We start from the raw sequence: 17521 nt of genomic DNA, 5'->3' as shown, positions 1-17521 counted from the left end.
GTGGGCTGTGAGCGAGCGTAGTGGGCCATCGATGGACCCTTCCACCGGGGTGCAAGAGGTTGCCGAAGGTGAACCGATGCCGGTTTCGCGCAGTTTCGAAGGTGGCGGAATGCCGACCGTCGCGATGATCGGCGGCGGGCAGCTGGCGCGGATGACGCATCAGGCTGCCGTGGCGCTGGGACAGTGCCTGCGGGTCCTGGCCGACCGACCCGACGATCCGGCGGCTCAGGTCAGCCCCGAGGTGGTACTCGGATCGCATACCGATCTCGCGGCGCTGCGCAAGGTTGCCGTCGGTACGCACGCGGTGACCTTCGACCACGAACATGTACCGACCGAGCATCTGCTGGCGCTGGTCGCCGAGGGTGTGAACGTCCAGCCGCCGCCGGCCGCGCTGGTCTACGCCCAGGACAAGCTGGCGATGCGGCGCAAGCTGGCCGGGATGGGAGTGCCCGTTCCGGCGTTCACGGCGGTCGAGGCCGTCGCGGACGCCACCGGATTCCTCGCCGAGCACGGTCCGTTCGTGCTGAAGGCGGTGCGGGGTGGCTATGACGGCCGCGGTGTGTGGATGATCGACGCCGCCGCCGAGGCCGAACGCATCGTCACCGATCAGCTCGGGCACGGTGTGACGTTGCTCGCCGAGCAGCGGGTGGATCTGAAGCGTGAGCTCTCCGCGATGGTGGCGCGCTCACCGTTCGGGCAGGCCGCGGCCTGGCCCGTGGTGGAGACCGTACAGCGCGAGGGGCAGTGCGCCGTGGTGATCGCGCCCGCGCCGGAGCTCTCCGACGAGGCCGCGACCGAGGCCGAATCGCTGGCCCTGCGGCTGGCCGCCGAACTCGGCGTCACCGGTGCGATGGCCGTCGAGCTGTTCGAAACCCACGCCGGTGACCTGCTGGTCAACGAGCTGGCCATGCGCCCGCACAATTCCGGGCACTGGGGGATGGACGGCGCCGTCACCGGACAGTTCGAACAGCATCTGCGCGCGGTGCTGGACTATCCGCTGGGCGCGACCACGCCGCTGGCGCCGGTGACGGTGATGGCGAATATTCTCGGCGCGGCCGAGGCGCCGGCGATGTCGATGGACGAGCGGCTGCATCACCTCTTCGCCCGGATCCCGGAGGCGAAGGTGCACCTCTACGGCAAGGGCGAGCGCCCGAAGCGCAAGATCGGGCATGTGAACATCCTCGGTGACGACGTGACCGAGGTGCGGGAGAAGGCCGAACGGGCGGCGCACTGGATGTCGCACGCGGTGTGGACCGATGGATGGGATCCCCATGAGTAACGGAATCGGGTTCGATGGTCGCCCCGCGGGCACCGCTGCTGCGGTCGGCCTGATCATGGGCAGCGACTCCGACTGGCCCACGATGGAAGCGGCCGCGGAAGCGTTGGCGGAGTTCGGGATTCGCTTCGAGGTGGGTGTGGTCTCGGCGCACCGCACGCCGCAGCGCATGCTCGACTACGCCCGCGAGGCCGCCGGTCGCGGCGTCAAGGTGATCATCGCCGGTGCCGGCGGCGCCGCCCACCTGCCCGGTATGGTCGCCTCGGCCACGCCGCTGCCGGTGATCGGTGTCCCGGTCCCGCTGAAGTACCTCGACGGCATGGACTCCCTGCTGTCGATCGTGCAGATGCCGGCCGGCGTCCCCGTCGCCACGGTCTCCATCGGCGGCGCCCGAAACGCCGGCCTGCTGGCAGTCCGCATCCTCGCCGCCACCGACCCCCAGCTCCGCACCCGCATGGAACAGTTCCAGGCCGACCTGGAGAAACTGGTTCTGGAGAAGGACGAAACCCTGCGCACCCGCCTGCTGGGCTAGGGAGGTTTCAGCCTTGATCGCGGCGGCGAGCACGTGGCGGTCGTCCATGTCGGGTAGTTTCAGGCCCTCGATGAGTGGTTCGTAGCCTTCGACCAAGCAGTCGGGTACGGCCCGGACGAGCAACTGCCGAAGCCGCACGAGCTTGTCGGGTGCGATATCGGGCCGCTTGGCGGACAGGTTGACGAAGGTTTCATCGAGAATGCGGGCCGACCATTTCGCCTGCACTATGCCCGACCGCGCGAGCCGGACCATCATGTCCCGCAGTGTATTTCCGTAGAGAACATTGGCATCGTAGAGCACTACGAATGCCACGTCAGATGCCCAATTCCTGCCCGAGGGCGCCGAGCTCGTCGGCCGCGGACCTACTGACGGCTTCGGTGTGTTGCTGGTATGCCTTCAGGTCGTCGAACCGGACTCGGCGGTGGCGACCGACGAGGCGGAACGGAATCTCGCCGGATTCGAGGAGGTTGACCAGATACGGCCGCGACACGTTCAGCATGTCGGCTGCCTGCTGTGTGGTCAGTTCCGCGTTGGAAGGAACGACGGACACCCCCCGGCCTTCCGCTGCCTGGGCGAGGATGAACGCCAGCAGACTGACGGCTTCGCGCGGGAGAATCAAAGCGTCGCGGCCGGTCCCACCGGAAGCGACGATGGTTTGTTCGTCCGTGTGGCGCATCAGGTAGTCCTTGATCCGACGCATAGCGCGCGCGGCTACCTCCGGATCGATGGCGCCGGGTTCCGTCCGTTTGGCTGTCTGCATCCCCATCGTGGTCACCACTCCTTCCTGTTCGAACTATACGCAATATTCGCAATAATCGAAACAGTCACCGGTTCAGCGGGGTGTCGCCTCGGCATCTCGCTACCGTTTAGACGTGCCCAGCGACAATTCGACCCCCGTTCGTGCCGCCGACGCCGCGGAGTTTCGGCTCACTGTGGTCGATCACGCGTTGCGGTTGTTCGCGGAGCAGGGGTACGAGGCGACGACGGTGGAGGAGATCGCGGAGGCGGCGGGGATTTCGCGGCGGACGTTCTTCCGGCAGTTCCGGTCGAAGGAGGATGTGGTCTTCGCCGACCACGAGGAGCAGCTCGCCCGGGCGAAGGCGTATCTGACTGCGGCGCAAGGCGATCCGTGGGATGCGGTGCGGGAGGCGGTGGTCGGGATCTTCGAGCGGTTCACCGAGACCAGGGAACTGGCCGCGCGCCGCTATCGGGTGGTCCGGCAGGCGTCGGCGTTGCGTGATCGCGAGATCGTGACCGTCTTCCGGTACGAACGGCTGTTCACCGACTATCTGCGCGACCGGCTTCCCGATGTGCCCGATCTGGCGCTGATCCAGTTCAGTGCGGCCGTCACCGCCACCCACAACTATCTGCTGCGCCGCATGGTGCGTGGTCGAACCGAGGCGAGCGCGGCCGATCTGCGTGCGGCGGTGCGGGCGATCGCGCCTCCCGGTCCGGCGCCGGATCCGGCCGAGCTGGTGGTGGCGGTCTTCCCGCGCGCGATGCCCGCACGGCAGGTCGCCGACCTCCTTGCCGACCGTCTCGATAATCTGTGATCCGGGCCGACGAGTCCCCTGTTTGGCACTGAGTGCCAATGAAGATTCTGGGTATCTCCTCACGTTGTCGCGCTTCGGCAGCGTATACTCGAATGCGACTGGCACTGAGTGCCGAGGTGCGCCAGTGTAGTGCCGGAGTTCGCGGACCAGGCGAACCGAAACCCACGACCAGGAGTGAACCCATGGCGGGCAATCCCGATTTCGATCTGTTCAAGTTGGACGACATCCACGACGAGCTGCGCGCGGCGATTCGCGGCCTGGCCGAGAAGGAGATCGCCCCGCACGCCAAGGATGTCGACGGCAACGCCCGCTTCCCGAAGGAGGCCCTGGACGCGCTGAACGCCGCGGGCTTCAACGCGGTCCACGTCCCCGAGGCCTACGGCGGTCAGGGTGCCGACTCGGTCGCCACCTGCATCGTCATCGAGGAGGTCGCCCGCGTCTGTGGTTCCTCCTCGCTGATCCCGGCCGTGAACAAGCTCGGCACCATGGGCCTGATCCTGCAGGGCTCCGAGGAGCTGAAGCAGAAGGTGCTGCCCGACCTCGTCGAGGGCAAGATGGCCTCCTACTGCCTGTCCGAGCGCGAGGCCGGTTCGGATGCGGCCTCCATGCGCACCCGCGCCAAGCGCGACGGTGACGACTGGGTGATCAACGGCTCCAAGTGCTGGATCACCAACGGCGGCCAGTCCACCTGGTACACCGTGATGGCTGTGACCGATCCGGAGAAGGGCGCCAACGGCATCTCCGCGTTCATGGTCCACAAGGACGACGAGGGCTTCGTGGTCGGCCCGCTCGAGCACAAGCTGGGCATCAAGGGTTCGCCGACGGCCGAACTGTACTTCGAGAACTGCCGCATCCCGGGCGACCGGATCATCGGCGCCGAGGGCACCGGTTTCAAGACCGCGCTGCAGACCCTCGACCACACCCGGCCCACCATCGGTGCGCAGGCCGTCGGTCTGGCGCAGGGTGCGCTGGACGCCGCGATCGCCTACACCAAGGACCGTAAGCAGTTCGGCAAGGCCATCGCCGATTTCCAGAACACCCAGTTCATGCTCGCCGATATGGCTATGAAGGTGGAGGCCGCGCGCCTGATGGTCTACACCTCGGCCGCCCGCGCCGAGCGCGGCGAGAAGAACCTGGGCTTCATCTCCGCCGCCTCCAAGTGCTTCGCCTCCGATGTGGCGATGGAGGTGACCACCAACGCGGTGCAGCTGTTCGGTGGCGCCGGCTACACCACCGACTTCCCGGTGGAGCGGATGATGCGCGACGCCAAGATCACCCAGATCTACGAGGGCACCAACCAGATTCAGCGTCTGGTCATGTCGCGTCAGCTGCTGCGCTGATCGCACGTTGCCGAGGGCGTGGGCGGTGCCGGTGACGACCCGGCGCCGCCCGCGTCGCCTTATGACATCGAACCGAAGTGGCCGTGGCTCGTGGCGCGTCGCGCGCGGCGGGTTGTCAGGGCGCGTTACGGTATCGAAGCGCCGAATTCAGTGAATTACCGGCAATTTTCGCTGGTAGAACGGTACTGGCCCGAAAATCTCTGCGAAGTACTTTCATCTGCAATTTCAAATGTTCGTTCAATCGCAATCGGGCGAATTCGGAATTGTCCCAACGGCTTTCGCGGCGCAATATTGATGCATGGCAGGCGTGGAGATCACCGACAGGTTCGTCCGCCGCACCCTGGACAACGGGCGAATCGAAGAGGTCACCTGGCTGGAGTTGACCGAGGTGCGGATCATCACGACCGCCGACGGCCCCTTCGCCGACGATGTGTTCTTCGTGCTGATCGGTGTGCGCGGGAACGGTTGTGTGGTCCCGCATTCCGCTGCCGACACCGAGTTCCTGGCCCGCCTGCAGAAGCTGCCGGGGTTCGACAACGCCGCGGTGATCGACGCGATGGGGACGGTCGGCGACCGGCAGTTCCTGGTCTGGCGGCGCCGCATCTGATGCGGCCGCCGGAGTATGCCCGCTAGGCGACGAGGTCGGCGTATTCGCGGTGGTCGCCGATGTACTGCTCTACGTACCAACAGGTCGGCACCACGGCGAATCCGTTGTCGCGGCAGTCGGTGAGCGCGTAGTCGACCAGTTGCGCCGCCACCCCGCGCCCCCGGAATTCGGGGAAGGTGAGGGTGTGGTTGAGGTCGCGAATCGGCTTGTCGCCCGCGCTGCTTTCGTTGTAGTCCGCGTAGCCCGCGAGAGTGTCGTCGATGTAGATCTCGTAGCGGCCGGCGGCCGTATTGTGCTCGAGCCTGGTCGTCATATCAGGTAGAACTCCCTCGTCGCCTCGATTTGTTCCGTCCTGGACGTGGCCGGGCGCTAGAGCACCGCGCCCGGATTGAGAATGCCGTGCGGGTCCAGCGCGTCCTTGATGCGCCGGGTCAGATCCATCACCTCCGGACCGACCTGATCGGGCAGCCACGCCTTCTTCAACCGCCCGACCCCGTGTTCGCCGGTGATCGTGCCGCCCAGCGCGATGGCCAGTTCCATGATCTCGCCGAAGGCCTGATGGGCGCGTGCGGTCTCGTCCGCATCGGCGGGGTTGTAGACGATCAGCGGGTGAGTGTTGCCGTCACCGGCGTGCGCGATCACCGAGATCAGCACCTCACGCCGCTCGGCGATCTCGGCGATCCGCGTGACCAGGTCGCCCAGGCGCGGCAGTGGCACGCCGACGTCCTCGAGCAGCAGCGGGCCCTTGCGTTCCACCGCGGGGATCGCGAATCGCCGTGCGGCGCAGAACGCTTCGCCCTCCTCCGGGTCTTCGGTCCGGAAAACCTCGGCCGCTCCTGCGCTTTCGCAGGCCTCGGCGATGATCGCGGCCTCTCGCGCGCGGAATTCGCCGGGGGCGTCGGAGCGGGCCACGAGCATGGCGGCGGCCTCGCGATCGAGTCCCATCCGCATTTCGTCCTCGACCGCGTTGATCGCCACCGAGTCCATGAACTCCAGCATCGAGGGACGCAGCCGGGCCGCGACCGCCTCGATCGCCGCCGTGGCCGCGGTGAGCGTGGAAAACGTGGCGACCACGGTGCTCTGCTGCGACTGCGCGGGCAGCAGACGCAGCGTCAGTTCGGTGATGATGCCGAGGGTGCCCTCGCTGCCGACGAACAGTTTGGTCAGCGACAGCCCCGCGGAATCCTTGAGCCGCGGCCCGCCCAGCCGCACCACCGAGCCGTCGGCGAGCACCACTTCCATACCCAGGATGTAGTCGGTGGTGACGCCGTATTTCACGCAGCACAACCCACCGGCGTTGGTGGCGGCGTTGCCACCGATCGAGCAGATCTCGAACGAGGACGGATCCGGTGGGTACCACAGTCCGTGCTCGGCGGCGGCCCGTTTGACCTCCGCGTTCAGCAGTCCGGGCTGGGTCACGGCGGTGCGGGTGACCCGATCGACCGTGATCTCCCGCATGCGTTCTGTGCTCACCAGCAGGGCGCCGTCCTGCGCGGTCGCGCCGCCGGACAGTCCGGTTCCGGCGCCGCGCGGCACCAGCGGGACCCGATGTTCGTCCGCCCAGCCGACCACGGTCGCGACCTGCTCTGTGGTCAGCGGCCGCACCAGCGCCGCCGGCATCCCGGCGTGTGGATCGAGCGCGCGGTCGTGGCGGTACCCGGCGAGGATGTCGGGATCGGTGACGACCGTGCCGTCGGGAAGCCGGTCTGCGAGTGTTGCGATGTCCACACCCCGAACCTACGTGCCGGCACGGGATCCGTGCGCAGTACACTGCCGCGGTGTCCGATGCCAAGCTCGAGATCCAGATGCTCCACGACCGGATCATGGTTCGCGTCTCCCAGGAGGAGGGCGAACGACGCAGCAGTGGCGGCATTCTCATTCCCGCCACCGCGCAGGTGGCCAAGCGGCTGACCTGGGGTGAGGTCAGCGGTGTCGGTTCGCATGTGCGCAGCGTGGGCGTCGGCGACCGCGTGCTGTTCAGCGCCGAGGATCAGTTCGAGGTGGAAGTGCAGGGCCAGGCCTATCTGGTCCTGCGCGAACGCGACCTGCACGCGGTGGCCAGCGAGCGCCCCGAACACGGCACCGGCCTCTACCTGTAACCGCCACGGCGATGCCCTCGGTCGTGCGGCCGGGGGCATCGAGCCGTTCAGCGGGTTTGCCGCGGCAGCGCCAGCGCGGCGGCGAGCACCACGCCGAGAACCACGATTCCGGCCACCGCGGCCATCTCCATGGCGGTCACATAGCTGCCGGTGGTGTGTGCCGCACCCAGCGCCGAGAAGAAGATGACGCCGAGAACCGTTGCGCCGATGGCATTTCCGAACTGCTGTGCGGTGGTGAGCACGCCGGCCGCCATCCCGGCCTGCGGTGCGGGAATCCCCGAGGACAGTACGGCCGAGACGACCGAGGGGATGGTCATCCCGTTGCCGAGTCCGACGATCATCATGCCGGGAATCAGCGCCAGGGCGCTCACCTGTGTGCCCATACCGGCCAGCACCGCCAGGGTGATTCCCAGACCGGTCAGGCTGGTGCAGGTCCCGATCACCATGACCCGGTTGCCGAAGCGGCCGGCGACCCGCGGCGCGAGGAACAGTGAACTGCCCGCGAAGCACAGTCCCAGCGGCGCGAAGGCCAAACCGGCACGCAGCGGCGACAATCCGAGTCCGCCCTGCAGCATCAGCGTCAGGCAGAGCATGAAGCCGGCGAAAAAGGTCAGATAACCGCCCGCGATCACCAGACCGAGACTGAAGCCGCGTTCGCGGACCATGGCGGTGTCGAGGACCGGTTCCCCGCCCCGGCGTGCCAGCCGGTTCTCGTAGCGCAGTGTCGCCAGCAGCACCGGCGCCGCGGCCGCCATCGACACCCAGGTCCACAGCGGCCAGCCCTCCGGCCGGCCCAGTGTGATCGGGATCAGCAGCAGGGCCAGTGCTGCGGAAATACCCACGGCGCCAACGGGGTCCAGTCGTGCCCGGCGGGTGCTGCCGGTGCGGGGGAGCCAGCGCGCGGCCAGGGCGGCCGCGACCAGCCCGATCGGCACATTGATGTAGAAGATGGTCCGCCAGCCCCAGCCGAACAGATCGGCGTCGAGCAGAATGCCGCCGAGCACCTGGCCCGCGACCGCGCCGAGGCCGATGGTGGCGCCGAACGCGGCCATCGCCCGGGGCCGCTCGAGCGGCGGGAACAGGGTGTTGATCAGCGCGAGCATCTGCGGCACCATCAGCGCCGCGGTGCCGCCCTGCAGCACACGGGCCCCGACCAGCGTCCAGGCGTCGGTCGCGAGACCGCAGAGCAGCGACGCCACCGTGAAGGCCAGCATGCCGATCACGAACAGGCGCCGGTGGCCGAACAGGTCGCCGAGCCGGCCGCCCGTGATGAGGCCCGAGGCGTAGGCGAAGCCGTAGCCGCCGACGATCAGTTCGAGCGCCGCTTCGCCGGCGTTCAGGTCGTGTTGTAGCGAGGAGGCGGCGACATTGACGACGAACCAGTCGAACATCGCCATGAACATGGCGCTCAGCACCACCGGCAGGACCCGCCAGCGAGCCGGGTAGGGCACGACATCGGCCGGTGGTGTGCGCAGAAGTGGTGGGGCGGTAGGGGTTTCGAGGGTGGACATATCGGACTCCCCGGAATCGGTCGAGAGTGTCGGCGGCGCCGCGCTGCGCCGCGGGATGCGGATCGGTCTCCGCGAGGGTTGTAACTAACCGGTTGGTTAGAACTATTCCAGCGCCCGCGACGTCGTGTCAACCAATTGGTTGGTTAGCATCGATGGCATGCCCCCGCGCGATCCCGAGGCCACCAAGGCCCGCATCTTCGAGGCGGCGACCGAGGAGTTCGCCGCCCACGGGATCGCCGGTGCCCGCGTGGATCGCATCGCCCGCAATGCCAAGGCCAACAAGCAGTTGATCTACGCCTACTTCGGCGACAAGCAGCAACTGTTCGAGCAGGTGCTCGAGAAGGCGATGATCGATGTGGCCGCGGCGGTCTCGACCGACATCGACGATATCGACGCCTGGGTGGACGCTCATATCGCCTACCACCGCGAACATCCGGAATTCCTCCGGCTGCAGATGTGGGAGGCGCTGGAACTGGCGCCGGATCAGGTCACCGCCGGCGAGGCCCGCGCGCGCCGCTACCGGGACAAGATCGAGAAGGTCGAGGCCGCGCAACGGCGGGGACTGCTGCGCGGCGATATGCCACCCGGCTACCTGCTGACCCTGCTCACCGGACTGATCAACTATCAGCAGGCGCTCCCGCAATCCCGGCGGTTCGTCGTCGGCGGCCCCGACGACCCGGCGGAGCTGCGCAACTGGGTGCGCGACGCCGCGCGCCGGATCGTGGCGCCGCGCGAGGACGTCTGAGCCCGAGGCTCGCTAACGGCGCGCGGCCATCTCCCGCCCGAGGCCGGCGAGATCGGTGGTGAGCGACTCGCCGGCGAAAGCCATTGCGGCATAGGATCGCTCGGCCGCCTCGGGATGTCCGGCGCCACAGGCGTCGGTCACCGGATCGCACGTGTCGGCCACCGTGAGCGAACGGGTGTCACGCTCGGGTGAGCGAGTTCGCCGGTCGACGGGCGCGATGTCAGGTGCCTGCGGTCAGCATCTCGGTGCGTTCACCGTCGACCACGACGGCATCGTCGTCGGTCAGCGCCCAGTGTGGCGTTCCCGCCGCGCGTAAGCGCGCGGCCAGGCGGGTGCCGTGCCCGTCCGGATCGGTGCCGGGAGAATCCACATGCGGCACGATCGCCCGGTCCACCACCCCCAGTCCGTCCCAGCGCGGATCGATACCGCAGGCGGCCCGCACCTCGGCCGGATCGTCGGCGTCCTCGAGGCCGTGCAGGTCGGGCGTCAGCAGGCAGGCGCCCGCGCTGTAACCGGTGTAGGCCAGCGCGTCCTCGGCCAGCAACTCGCGCAGCACGAGATCGGCTGCGCTGCGGGCGAATTGGGCCCGCAGGACGAAGGTGTTGCCGCCGCGGACCCAGAGCGCCGGATATCCGCGCAGCACCTGCTCCAACGCGGCGGGGCGGCCGAGGTAATCGCGCAGATCGACCACCTCGGGCCGAAATCCGCTGCGCCGCAGGGGAACCAGATCGCTGGTTACCGCGCCGGACCAGGCGGACGGCCAGGCGTCGCAGGCGTTCGGAATCACCGCGATCGGCCCCGGGCCGCCGACCAGTTCGGCGAACCGGTCGTAGTGGGCGCCGAAGCGGTAGCTGGACAGGAAGAGTCGCACGGCGAATCAGATGGTGAACGCGAGATTCGCGGCGATCCGCTCACCCAGTTCCCGGTCGCCGTCGACCTCGATCTCGTCGCGATGATCCGCGGCGGCGGTGCGTCCGCCGCACAGGCGGGCGAACAGACCCGACCCCAGCCGGATCACGGTATCGGCCGGACCATCCAGGGCCGCAACGACTTCCGCGCGCCCATCGACGCGAATGTGCACGGTGCGGGCGACCGGACCGGTGGTCTCGATCGTGATGCGGGACCCGTCGGGCGCGCCGCCGCGCTTGACCACCACGCGCCCGAGGAAGGGTTCGATCTCGTCCAGCGCGATCTCGGCGCGCCGCCCGCCCTCGTCCACACCCAGGGCCTTCGCCTCGCCGCCGAGTGCGTCGGTGATGTCGAGTTGATGCATCCAGCAGTCGAACAATCGCACCCGCATGAACCGGCCGTACGGCACCACTCCGATCGGCGACTGGATGTCGGCGGCCCAGGCGGCCTCGTCGACGGCGGCCAGCGCGGCGCGGCGGCGGCCGGTGACTTCGGTGAACCGCTGCAGCAGTTCGTCACCGCGCAGCGGCCGCAGCGATTCCAGCCACATCTCGTTCAGCGCCCCGGTGTCGTTGCGGACATGGCCGAACGCGCGGACATCGCTGTCCACGTGGGGCAGCGGCTCGCCGAGCAGCATCGATTCGATGCCGATGACGTGAGCGAGCACATCGAAGACCGTCCAGCCCGGCAGCGCTGACGGCAGCCGCCAGCGGTCCTCATCCAATCCGCCGGTCAACTCGGCCAGCGCATCCCACTGGTCGGAGAGCGCACTGGTCAGTTCGGTGCGGTCGAGTGAGGCTGTGCTCATGAACGAGTCTCCCTGTCGGTCGGATCGAGTCGGTCCGGCTCCGCGCCGAGCCGGTCGAGCCCGGTGCGGATCGCGGCCGCCGTGGCCGCCGGATCGTGCGGGCGCCGCAGCAGGAAGCCGCGGGCGAAGGTGAACAGGTCACCACCGCGGCGCGGCACCACGTGCAGGTGGACGTGATGCACTGTCTGGAAGGCCGCCTTACCGTCGTTGAGGACGAGATTCGCGCCGTCGGCACCGAGGGCGCTGCGCCGCAACGCCTTTGCGATGCGATGACCCACGCGGAACAGATCCGCCCCCAGGTCGGCGTCGAGTTCGTCGAGGTGGGCGGCATGGCTCTTCGGAACCACCAGGGTGTGTCCCCGGGTGATCGGCCGGATGTCGAGGAAGGCGTACACCCGCTCGTCCTCGTAGATCCGCGTCGCCGGTGCGTCGCCCGCGACGATCCGGCAGAAGATGCAGCCAGTCACCCGGCAGACATTACGGCGTACGGCGCAGTCGGCATAGCCCCGCTTCTGTGCTGCGTGAACGGGCATTCGAGAGAAAAGGCGTGGTGTGGTGTGACGTTGATCTCAACGAATCTCACCGACCTGCCGGGTACAGTTGCGAGAATTATTTCGTAACTTACTGGAAAGTAAGTTCTGCTCGGCCAGACCCAACAGGCGGCCCACCTGGACATCAGGGGGCCAGCTTGCCGTCACAAGTAAGGAAGTTGACCAGTGGAGACAACGCAGGGCGCGAACGAGGGCGCGCAGCCCGGCGACGACAGTCGCACGTCGCACCGCACGCGTGTCGGTGTGGTTCGTGAGACCGGCACCGATGAACGACGCGTCGCGTTGGTGCCGAAGATCATCCCGAGCCTGGTGAAGCAGGGTGTGCAGGTCGTCGTCGAGGCCGGCGCGGGTGTCGGGGCATTGATTCCGGACGAAGCCTACGAGGCCGCGGGCGCGACGATCGGTGATCCGTGGCAGGCCGAGGTCGTGGTGAAGGTGGCCCCGCCCAACGACGCCGAGATCGCCAAGCTGTCGCAGGGCCAGACGCTGATCGGATTCCTGGCTCCGCGCAACGCGGACAACAAGATCGGCGCACTACAGGATGCGGGCGTGCGGGCCTTCGCGGTGGAGGCCATTCCGCGGATCTCGCGCGCGCAGGTGATGGACGCGCTGTCCTCGCAGGCCAATGTCGCCGGATACAAGGCGGTGCTGCTGGCGGCGTCGGAGTCGACGCGGTTCTTCCCGATGCTGACCACCGCGGCGGGCACGGTGAAGCCGGCGACGGTGCTGGTGCTGGGTGTGGGTGTCGCGGGTCTGCAGGCCCTGGCCACCGCCAAGCGTCTCGGTGCGCGCACCACCGGATACGACGTGCGGCCCGAGGTGGCCGATCAGGTGCGGTCGGTGGGCGCGCAGTGGCTGGATCTGGGTATCGACGCGGCCGGTGAGGGTGGTTACGCCCGCGAGTTGACCGATGACGAAAAGGCCCAGCAGCAGCAGGCTTTGGAGGATGCGATCAAGGGTTTCGACGTGGTGGTGACCACCGCGCTGGTGCCGGGTCGCCCCGCACCGCGCCTGGTGACCGCCGCCGCCGTGGAGGGAATGAAGCCCGGCAGTGTGATCGTCGACCTGGCGGGGGAGACCGGCGGCAACTGCGAGCTGACCGAACCGGGTAAGACGGCGGTCAAGCACGGTGTCACGATCTGCTCGCCGCTGAATCTGCCGGCGACGATGCCCGAGCACGCCTCGGAGCTGTACTCGAAGAATATTGCGGCGCTGCTGGAGCTGATGCTGAAAGACGGCCGGCTCGAGCCCGATTTCGGTGACCAGGTGCTCGCCGATTCCTGTGTGGCCGGTGCGCCGAGCCGTCCCGCCGACTCCGAGGAGCAGGGCTGATGTATACCGAGCTTTTGGCCAATATCGCGATTCTGGTGCTGTCCGGATTCGTGGGTTTCGCGGTGATCTCCAAGGTGCCCAACACCTTGCACACCCCGCTGATGTCGGGCACCAACGCCATTCACGGCATCGTGGTGCTGGGTGCCCTGGTCACCCTCGGCAAGGTCGAGCATCCGTCGGTGATCACGCAGATCATCCTGTTCGTCGCGGTGGTGTTCGGAACGCTGAACGTGGTCGGTGGTTTCGTGGTGACCGACCGGATGCTGGGGATGTTCAAGGGCAAGAAGCCCGCTGCGGGTGAGAAGGCGGGTAAGTAACCGATGGACAATCTGGTCAATATCCTTTACATCGTCGCGTTCTCGCTGTTCATCTACGGTCTGATGGGCTTGACCGGGCCCAAGACCGCGGTGCGTGGTAACTGGATCGCGGCGGTGGGTATGGGCATCGCGGTAATCGCGACGTTCATCTCCATCCGTGATACCTCGAACTGGATCATCATCATCGCGGGCCTGGTTGTCGGTGTGGCGCTGGGTGTTCCGCCCGCGCGGTTCACCAAGATGACCGCGATGCCGCAGCTGGTGGCCGCGTTCAACGGTGTCGGTGGTGGCACGGTCGCGTTGATCGCGTGGTCGGAATTCCTCAACAGCGACGGTTTCTCCTCGCTGCACGAACAGCCCACCGTGCACATCGTGATCGGTTCGCTGTTCGCGGCGATCATCGGTTCGATCTCGTTCTGGGGCTCGCTGATCGCGTTCGGCAAGCTGCAGGAGATTTTGCCCGGCCGCCCGATCGGACTCGGCAAACTGCAGCAGCCGGTCAACCTGCTGCTGGCCCTGGGTGCGATCGCTTCCGCCGTGGTGATCGGTATCGGCGCCACCCGCGACGGTGCGCCGTGGTGGTGGATGGTGCTGCTGCTGGTGCTGGCCGCCGTGCTGGGCCTGATGGTCGTGCTGCCGATCGGTGGCGCGGACATGCCCGTGGTGATCTCGCTGCTGAACGCGCTGACCGGTCTGTCGGCCGCGGCGGCCGGTCTGGCGTTGAACAACACCGCAATGATCGTGGCCGGCATGATCGTCGGCGCGTCGGGCACCATCCTGACCAACCTGATGGCCAAGGCCATGAACCGGTCCATCCCGGCCATCGTCGCGGGTGGTTTCGGTGGTGGCGGCGGTGCCGCGGCTGCCGGTGACGGTGAACAGAAGCAGGCCAAGGCCACCAGTGCCGCCGATGCCGCGATCCAGATGGCCTACGCCAACCAGGTGATCGTGGTGCCCGGCTACGGTATGGCCGTCGCGCAGGCCCAGCACGCCGTGAAGGAGATGGCCTCGCTGCTGGAAGCCAAGGGTGTCGAGGTCAAATACGCCATCCATCCGGTTGCGGGTCGTATGCCCGGCCACATGAACGTGCTGCTGGCCGAGGCCGAGGTCTCCTACGACGCGCTCAAGGAAATGGACGACATCAACGGCGAATTCTCGCGCACCGATGTGGCGTTGGTGATCGGCGCCAACGACGTCACCAACCCCGCCGCGCGTGAGGACTCCTCGAGCCCGATCTACGGCATGCCGGTGCTCAACGTCGACCAGGCCAAGAGCGTGATCGTGCTGAAGCGGTCGATGAACTCCGGCTTCGCCGGCATCGACAACCCGCTGTTCTACGCCGACCACACCTCCATGCTGTTCGGCGACGCCAAGAAGTCCGTCGGAGCCGTCACCGAGGAACTCAAAGCGCTGTAACGAGCGTAGGTTCGTCCCGAAGCGGCCCGCGGCACATGTGCTGCGGGCCGCTTCCGGTTTGTCGACGGTGAGCGGTGCGTGCTCGCGGCAACGTGGACGCACGCCGCCTCCCAGCCCGGGTGACGGACTAGAGTGGCCCGCAGGGCTCGGTGGTGCCGCGAGCGCGGCACGGCAGCCGGAAGGGGTCGATATGACGGTTCGGGAGCGGTTCGATCTGCCTGCGGTGGGCGATGATTCGGCGATCTACGGGACGCCGTACCAGACCCCCGAAGGCGCGACGGTCATCCCGGTGACGCGCCCCGGCGGAAAGTTCCGCCGCGCCCGGCCGCTGGGCGTGTTCGTCATCGAGGACGGCAAGACCGGCTGGCACGCCGTCACCGACGACACCGCCATCGCGCTCCTGGGCATCTTCGTCGGCTTGGTGGCGACGACACTGTCCTTGATCGCGGTGGTGCGGAATCCGCCGTGGCCGGACGTCACCATCCGGATCGACCGCAAGGAGCGCTGACGAGCTTCATCGCCGCCCGAAGGCGTCGGTGCGCTCGGCATTGTCGAGAAACGCGTCGACCATGCGGTGGTTGAGCGCGGCGAGCTGACGCAGATCCTCGGTCGACCACTCCGCCAGCGCGTCGCGCATGTGACGGCGGCTCACCGCGCGGATCGCGTCGACGGTGGCCCGGCCCTCGTCGGTGATGCGCACCCGCTGCGCCCGGCGGTCTTCGGGATCGGTCACCCGGTCGACGTAACCGGACCGTTCCAGGCGCTGGATCTGGCGCGTGACGTGCGGCGCCTCCACATCCAGGCAGGCCGCGAGCTCACCCATGCGCATGGGCTCCGCGGCGTCGGCGAGCATTCGCAACAGCGGCACGTTGGCGCGATCGAGATTCACCCCGGCCGCGGCCACGGTGCGATCGTGTCGTCTGGCCCGGGTGAGCAGGTGCGCGATCCGGGTCAGGGCGCGCTCGAGTTCCACGATGTAGTCGGCGTCGACCACCGATTCGGGGCTTCCTTCGGAACGCGGCACAGGGTTATCCTACTACCCAACTTACTTAAGTTAGGTAAGTATAAAGATAGGGAACTTCAGATGACGTCGACCGTCACCGGCCGATCCACCGGAACCGATTCCGACACCGGTGCGCCGGCGCACCTGGTCTTGACACTGCTGGCGCTGTGCGCGGCCGGACTCGTGGTCTCACTGCAGCAGACCGTGGTCATTCCGTTGCTGCCCAGGCTGATCGGGCAACTGCACACCGATGTGGCGGGTGTCACGTGGTTGTTCACCGCCGCGCTGCTCACCGGAGCCGTTGCCACACCGCTGCTTTCACGCTTCGGCGACATGTACGGCAAGAAGCGCATGGTGATGTTCTGCATGGGACTGCTGATAATCGGTTCGGTGGTCTGCGCGCTGGCGAGTTCGCTGGGCGTCTACATCGTCGGCCGGGCGCTGCAGGGCACGTCGTCGGCGCTGATTCCGCTGGGAATCGGCATCATTCGCGACACCTTCCCGCGCGAGCGGCTCACCACCGCGATCGGCGTCATCAGCGGCACCATGGGCGTCGGCGGCACCATCGGCATGCTGGTGACCGGTGTCATCGCGGACAAGACCACCGATCCGCATCCGGTGTTCTGGATGACCGCGGTGCTGGCCGTGCTCGCCACCGTCCTGGTCGGCGTGAGCGCCAAGGATGTGGGGCAGCGCCACGGCGGGCAGCCGGACTATCTGGGCGCGGTCCTGCTCGCCGGTCTGCTGGTGTGCCTGCTACTGGCCATCAGCGAGGGGCCGCGCTGGGGGTGGGGGGAGACCAGCGTGATCGGCCTGTTCGCCGCGGCCGCCGTGCTGGCCGTGGTGTGGGTGCTGGTGGAGCGCAAGGTCGCGCAGCCGCTGGTGCGTCTGCCGCTGCTCGTCGGCCCGCGCTCGCTGTCGGCCAATATGGCCTCGGCGCTGCTGGGCTTCGCGATGTTCGGCTCCTTCACCCTGATCTCGAACTTCGTGCAGACCCCCGCCGACAAGGTCGGTTACGGCCTGTCCGGGTCGGTCCTGGCCGTGGGTCTCTACGGCATTCCCAGCTCGGTGCTGATGACCTTCTTCTCCTTCCGCACCGGGCGCATCGTCGCGCGCATCGGACCCGCCTTCACCCTGGCCATCGGCGCGGCCTTCGCCGGCGCGGCGACCGGATGGCTGGCGCTGTCCAATGCACACGGCTACGACATGGTCATCTCGAATACGCTGCAGGGCATCGGCTTCGGTATCGGCTACGCCGCACTGGGAACCCTTGCCGTCCAGCATGTTCCGATGAGCGAGAGCGGAATCGCCAGTGGGATAAACTCACTGGTGCGCACCGCAGGCGGCAGTATCGCGGGCGCGATCACGGCCTCGATTCTGAGCGCTCTCACCATCGGCCACACCGGCGTGCCGTCGCTGCACGCCTACGTGATCAGCTTCGCGGTGCTGAGCGTCGGGGCGTGGCTGGCCGCGGCCGTCGCCTTGGGCAATGGCCTGCGGCACAAGCACGAACGGTAGTGGA

General features: G+C 67.7%; 21 protein-coding genes. 12 read left to right on the top strand and 9 right to left on the bottom strand.

From position 1 onward, the window contains the following. Nucleotides 1-76: 76 nt before the first annotated feature. Together IRT45_RS11770 and purE are read left to right on the top strand one after the other, a co-directional pair. Entirely contained in the window at nucleotides 77-1279 is a 1203-nt protein-coding gene (locus tag IRT45_RS11770) for a 5-(carboxyamino)imidazole ribonucleotide synthase (RefSeq protein WP_309240907.1), read from the top strand. 55 nt (nucleotides 1280-1334) lie between these two features. Beyond that, nucleotides 1335-1808: a 5-(carboxyamino)imidazole ribonucleotide mutase gene (purE, locus tag IRT45_RS11765; protein ID WP_194805945.1), complete on the top strand. Its 474-nt coding sequence runs from the start codon at nucleotides 1335-1337 to the stop codon at nucleotides 1806-1808. A gap of 313 nt (nucleotides 1809-2121) precedes the next feature. Here the strand turns inward: purE and IRT45_RS11755 are convergent, their stop codons facing one another. Further along, nucleotides 2122-2574 carry a helix-turn-helix domain-containing protein gene (locus IRT45_RS11755; protein WP_194805944.1) on the bottom strand — a complete coding sequence of 151 codons (453 nt, stop codon included), beginning with the start codon at nucleotides 2572-2574 and terminating at the stop codon, nucleotides 2122-2124. Nucleotides 2575-2680: 106 nt separating this feature from the next. On the opposite strand from IRT45_RS11755, the gene IRT45_RS11750 reads away from it, so the two are divergent. From IRT45_RS11750 to IRT45_RS11740, 3 genes are all read left to right on the top strand, one after another. Beyond that, nucleotides 2681-3361 carry a TetR family transcriptional regulator gene (locus IRT45_RS11750; protein ID WP_194805880.1) on the top strand — a complete coding sequence of 227 codons (681 nt, stop codon included), beginning with the start codon at nucleotides 2681-2683 and terminating at the stop codon, nucleotides 3359-3361. 182 nt (nucleotides 3362-3543) lie between these two features. Beyond that, nucleotides 3544-4701: an acyl-CoA dehydrogenase gene (locus IRT45_RS11745; RefSeq protein ID WP_039776753.1), complete on the top strand. Its 1158-nt coding sequence runs from the start codon at nucleotides 3544-3546 to the stop codon at nucleotides 4699-4701. A 298-nt stretch (nucleotides 4702-4999) separates the two neighbouring features. Continuing rightward, nucleotides 5000-5308, top strand: coding sequence for a hypothetical protein (locus IRT45_RS11740; RefSeq protein WP_194805879.1), 309 nt, complete (start codon nucleotides 5000-5002; stop codon nucleotides 5306-5308). A gap of 22 nt (nucleotides 5309-5330) precedes the next feature. Here IRT45_RS11740 and IRT45_RS11735 read toward each other — a convergent pair whose 3' ends face one another. Further along, complete coding sequence (locus IRT45_RS11735) at nucleotides 5331-5621, bottom strand: GNAT family N-acetyltransferase (protein WP_194805878.1); 291 nt, start codon at nucleotides 5619-5621, stop codon at nucleotides 5331-5333. A 56-nt stretch (nucleotides 5622-5677) separates the two neighbouring features. After that, a complete protein-coding gene (locus tag IRT45_RS11730) occupies nucleotides 5678-7036 on the bottom strand; it encodes an FAD-binding oxidoreductase (RefSeq protein WP_194805877.1) in 1359 nt (452 codons plus the stop codon). Nucleotides 7037-7086: 50 nt separating this feature from the next. Here IRT45_RS11730 and IRT45_RS11725 point away from each other — a divergent pair, with 50 nt between their 5' ends. Further along, the gene (locus tag IRT45_RS11725) at nucleotides 7087-7407 is read left to right on the top strand and encodes a co-chaperone GroES (protein WP_030513633.1); all 321 of its coding nucleotides are present in this window, start codon (nucleotides 7087-7089) and stop codon (nucleotides 7405-7407) included. 47 nt (nucleotides 7408-7454) lie between these two features. Here IRT45_RS11725 and IRT45_RS11720 read toward each other — a convergent pair whose 3' ends face one another. Beyond that, the gene (locus tag IRT45_RS11720; protein WP_194805876.1) at nucleotides 7455-8918 is read right to left on the bottom strand and encodes an MFS transporter; all 1464 of its coding nucleotides are present in this window, start codon (nucleotides 8916-8918) and stop codon (nucleotides 7455-7457) included. A gap of 157 nt (nucleotides 8919-9075) precedes the next feature. On the opposite strand from IRT45_RS11720, the gene IRT45_RS11715 reads away from it, so the two are divergent. Beyond that, nucleotides 9076-9663, top strand: coding sequence for a TetR/AcrR family transcriptional regulator (locus IRT45_RS11715; protein ID WP_194805875.1), 588 nt, complete (start codon nucleotides 9076-9078; stop codon nucleotides 9661-9663). Nucleotides 9664-9675: 12 nt separating this feature from the next. Here IRT45_RS11715 and IRT45_RS37475 read toward each other — a convergent pair whose 3' ends face one another. From IRT45_RS37475 to IRT45_RS11700, 4 genes are all read right to left on the bottom strand, one after another. Beyond that, entirely contained in the window at nucleotides 9676-9804 is a 129-nt protein-coding gene (locus IRT45_RS37475; RefSeq protein WP_255535563.1) for a hypothetical protein, read from the bottom strand. Between the two features lie 79 nt (nucleotides 9805-9883). Beyond that, nucleotides 9884-10534, bottom strand: coding sequence for a Type 1 glutamine amidotransferase-like domain-containing protein (locus tag IRT45_RS11710; RefSeq protein WP_194805874.1), 651 nt, complete (start codon nucleotides 10532-10534; stop codon nucleotides 9884-9886). Between the two features lie 6 nt (nucleotides 10535-10540). After that, the gene (locus IRT45_RS11705; RefSeq protein ID WP_194805873.1) at nucleotides 10541-11380 is read right to left on the bottom strand and encodes a maleylpyruvate isomerase family mycothiol-dependent enzyme; all 840 of its coding nucleotides are present in this window, start codon (nucleotides 11378-11380) and stop codon (nucleotides 10541-10543) included. Continuing rightward, the gene (locus IRT45_RS11700) at nucleotides 11377-11847 is read right to left on the bottom strand and encodes an HIT family protein (RefSeq protein ID WP_194805872.1); all 471 of its coding nucleotides are present in this window, start codon (nucleotides 11845-11847) and stop codon (nucleotides 11377-11379) included. The genes IRT45_RS11705 and IRT45_RS11700 overlap by 4 nt, the downstream gene beginning before the upstream one ends. A 327-nt stretch (nucleotides 11848-12174) precedes the next feature. On the opposite strand from IRT45_RS11700, the gene IRT45_RS11695 reads away from it, so the two are divergent. The 4 genes from IRT45_RS11695 to IRT45_RS11680 all read left to right on the top strand — a co-directional run bounded on the left by IRT45_RS11695 (nucleotide 12175) and on the right by IRT45_RS11680 (nucleotide 15504). Beyond that, nucleotides 12175-13263, top strand: coding sequence for a Re/Si-specific NAD(P)(+) transhydrogenase subunit alpha (locus tag IRT45_RS11695; RefSeq protein WP_194805943.1), 1089 nt, complete (start codon nucleotides 12175-12177; stop codon nucleotides 13261-13263). Then, nucleotides 13263-13580 carry an NAD(P) transhydrogenase subunit alpha gene (locus IRT45_RS11690; protein WP_039776763.1) on the top strand — a complete coding sequence of 106 codons (318 nt, stop codon included), beginning with the start codon at nucleotides 13263-13265 and terminating at the stop codon, nucleotides 13578-13580. Before IRT45_RS11695 ends, IRT45_RS11690 begins: the two co-directional genes overlap by 1 nt. Before the next feature lie 3 nt (nucleotides 13581-13583). Continuing rightward, nucleotides 13584-14996, top strand: coding sequence for an NAD(P)(+) transhydrogenase (Re/Si-specific) subunit beta (locus IRT45_RS11685; protein ID WP_194805871.1), 1413 nt, complete (start codon nucleotides 13584-13586; stop codon nucleotides 14994-14996). Between the two features lie 190 nt (nucleotides 14997-15186). Then, on the top strand, nucleotides 15187-15504 hold the full coding sequence (locus IRT45_RS11680; protein ID WP_194805870.1) for a hypothetical protein: 318 nt from the start codon (nucleotides 15187-15189) through the stop codon (nucleotides 15502-15504). 6 nt (nucleotides 15505-15510) lie between these two features. Here IRT45_RS11680 and IRT45_RS11675 read toward each other — a convergent pair whose 3' ends face one another. Next, the gene (locus IRT45_RS11675) at nucleotides 15511-16020 is read right to left on the bottom strand and encodes a MarR family transcriptional regulator (protein ID WP_309240906.1); all 510 of its coding nucleotides are present in this window, start codon (nucleotides 16018-16020) and stop codon (nucleotides 15511-15513) included. Between the two features lie 60 nt (nucleotides 16021-16080). Between IRT45_RS11675 and IRT45_RS11670 the strand changes: the two genes are divergently transcribed. Further along, a complete protein-coding gene (locus IRT45_RS11670) occupies nucleotides 16081-17517 on the top strand; it encodes an MFS transporter (RefSeq protein ID WP_194805869.1) in 1437 nt (478 codons plus the stop codon). Nucleotides 17518-17521 lie beyond the last annotated feature (4 nt).

The organism is Nocardia sp. BSTN01, assembly GCF_015354405.1.
Classification (GTDB): Bacteria; Actinomycetota; Actinomycetes; order Mycobacteriales; family Mycobacteriaceae; genus Nocardia.
This window is presented reverse-complemented; position numbering and strand designations above follow the sequence as displayed.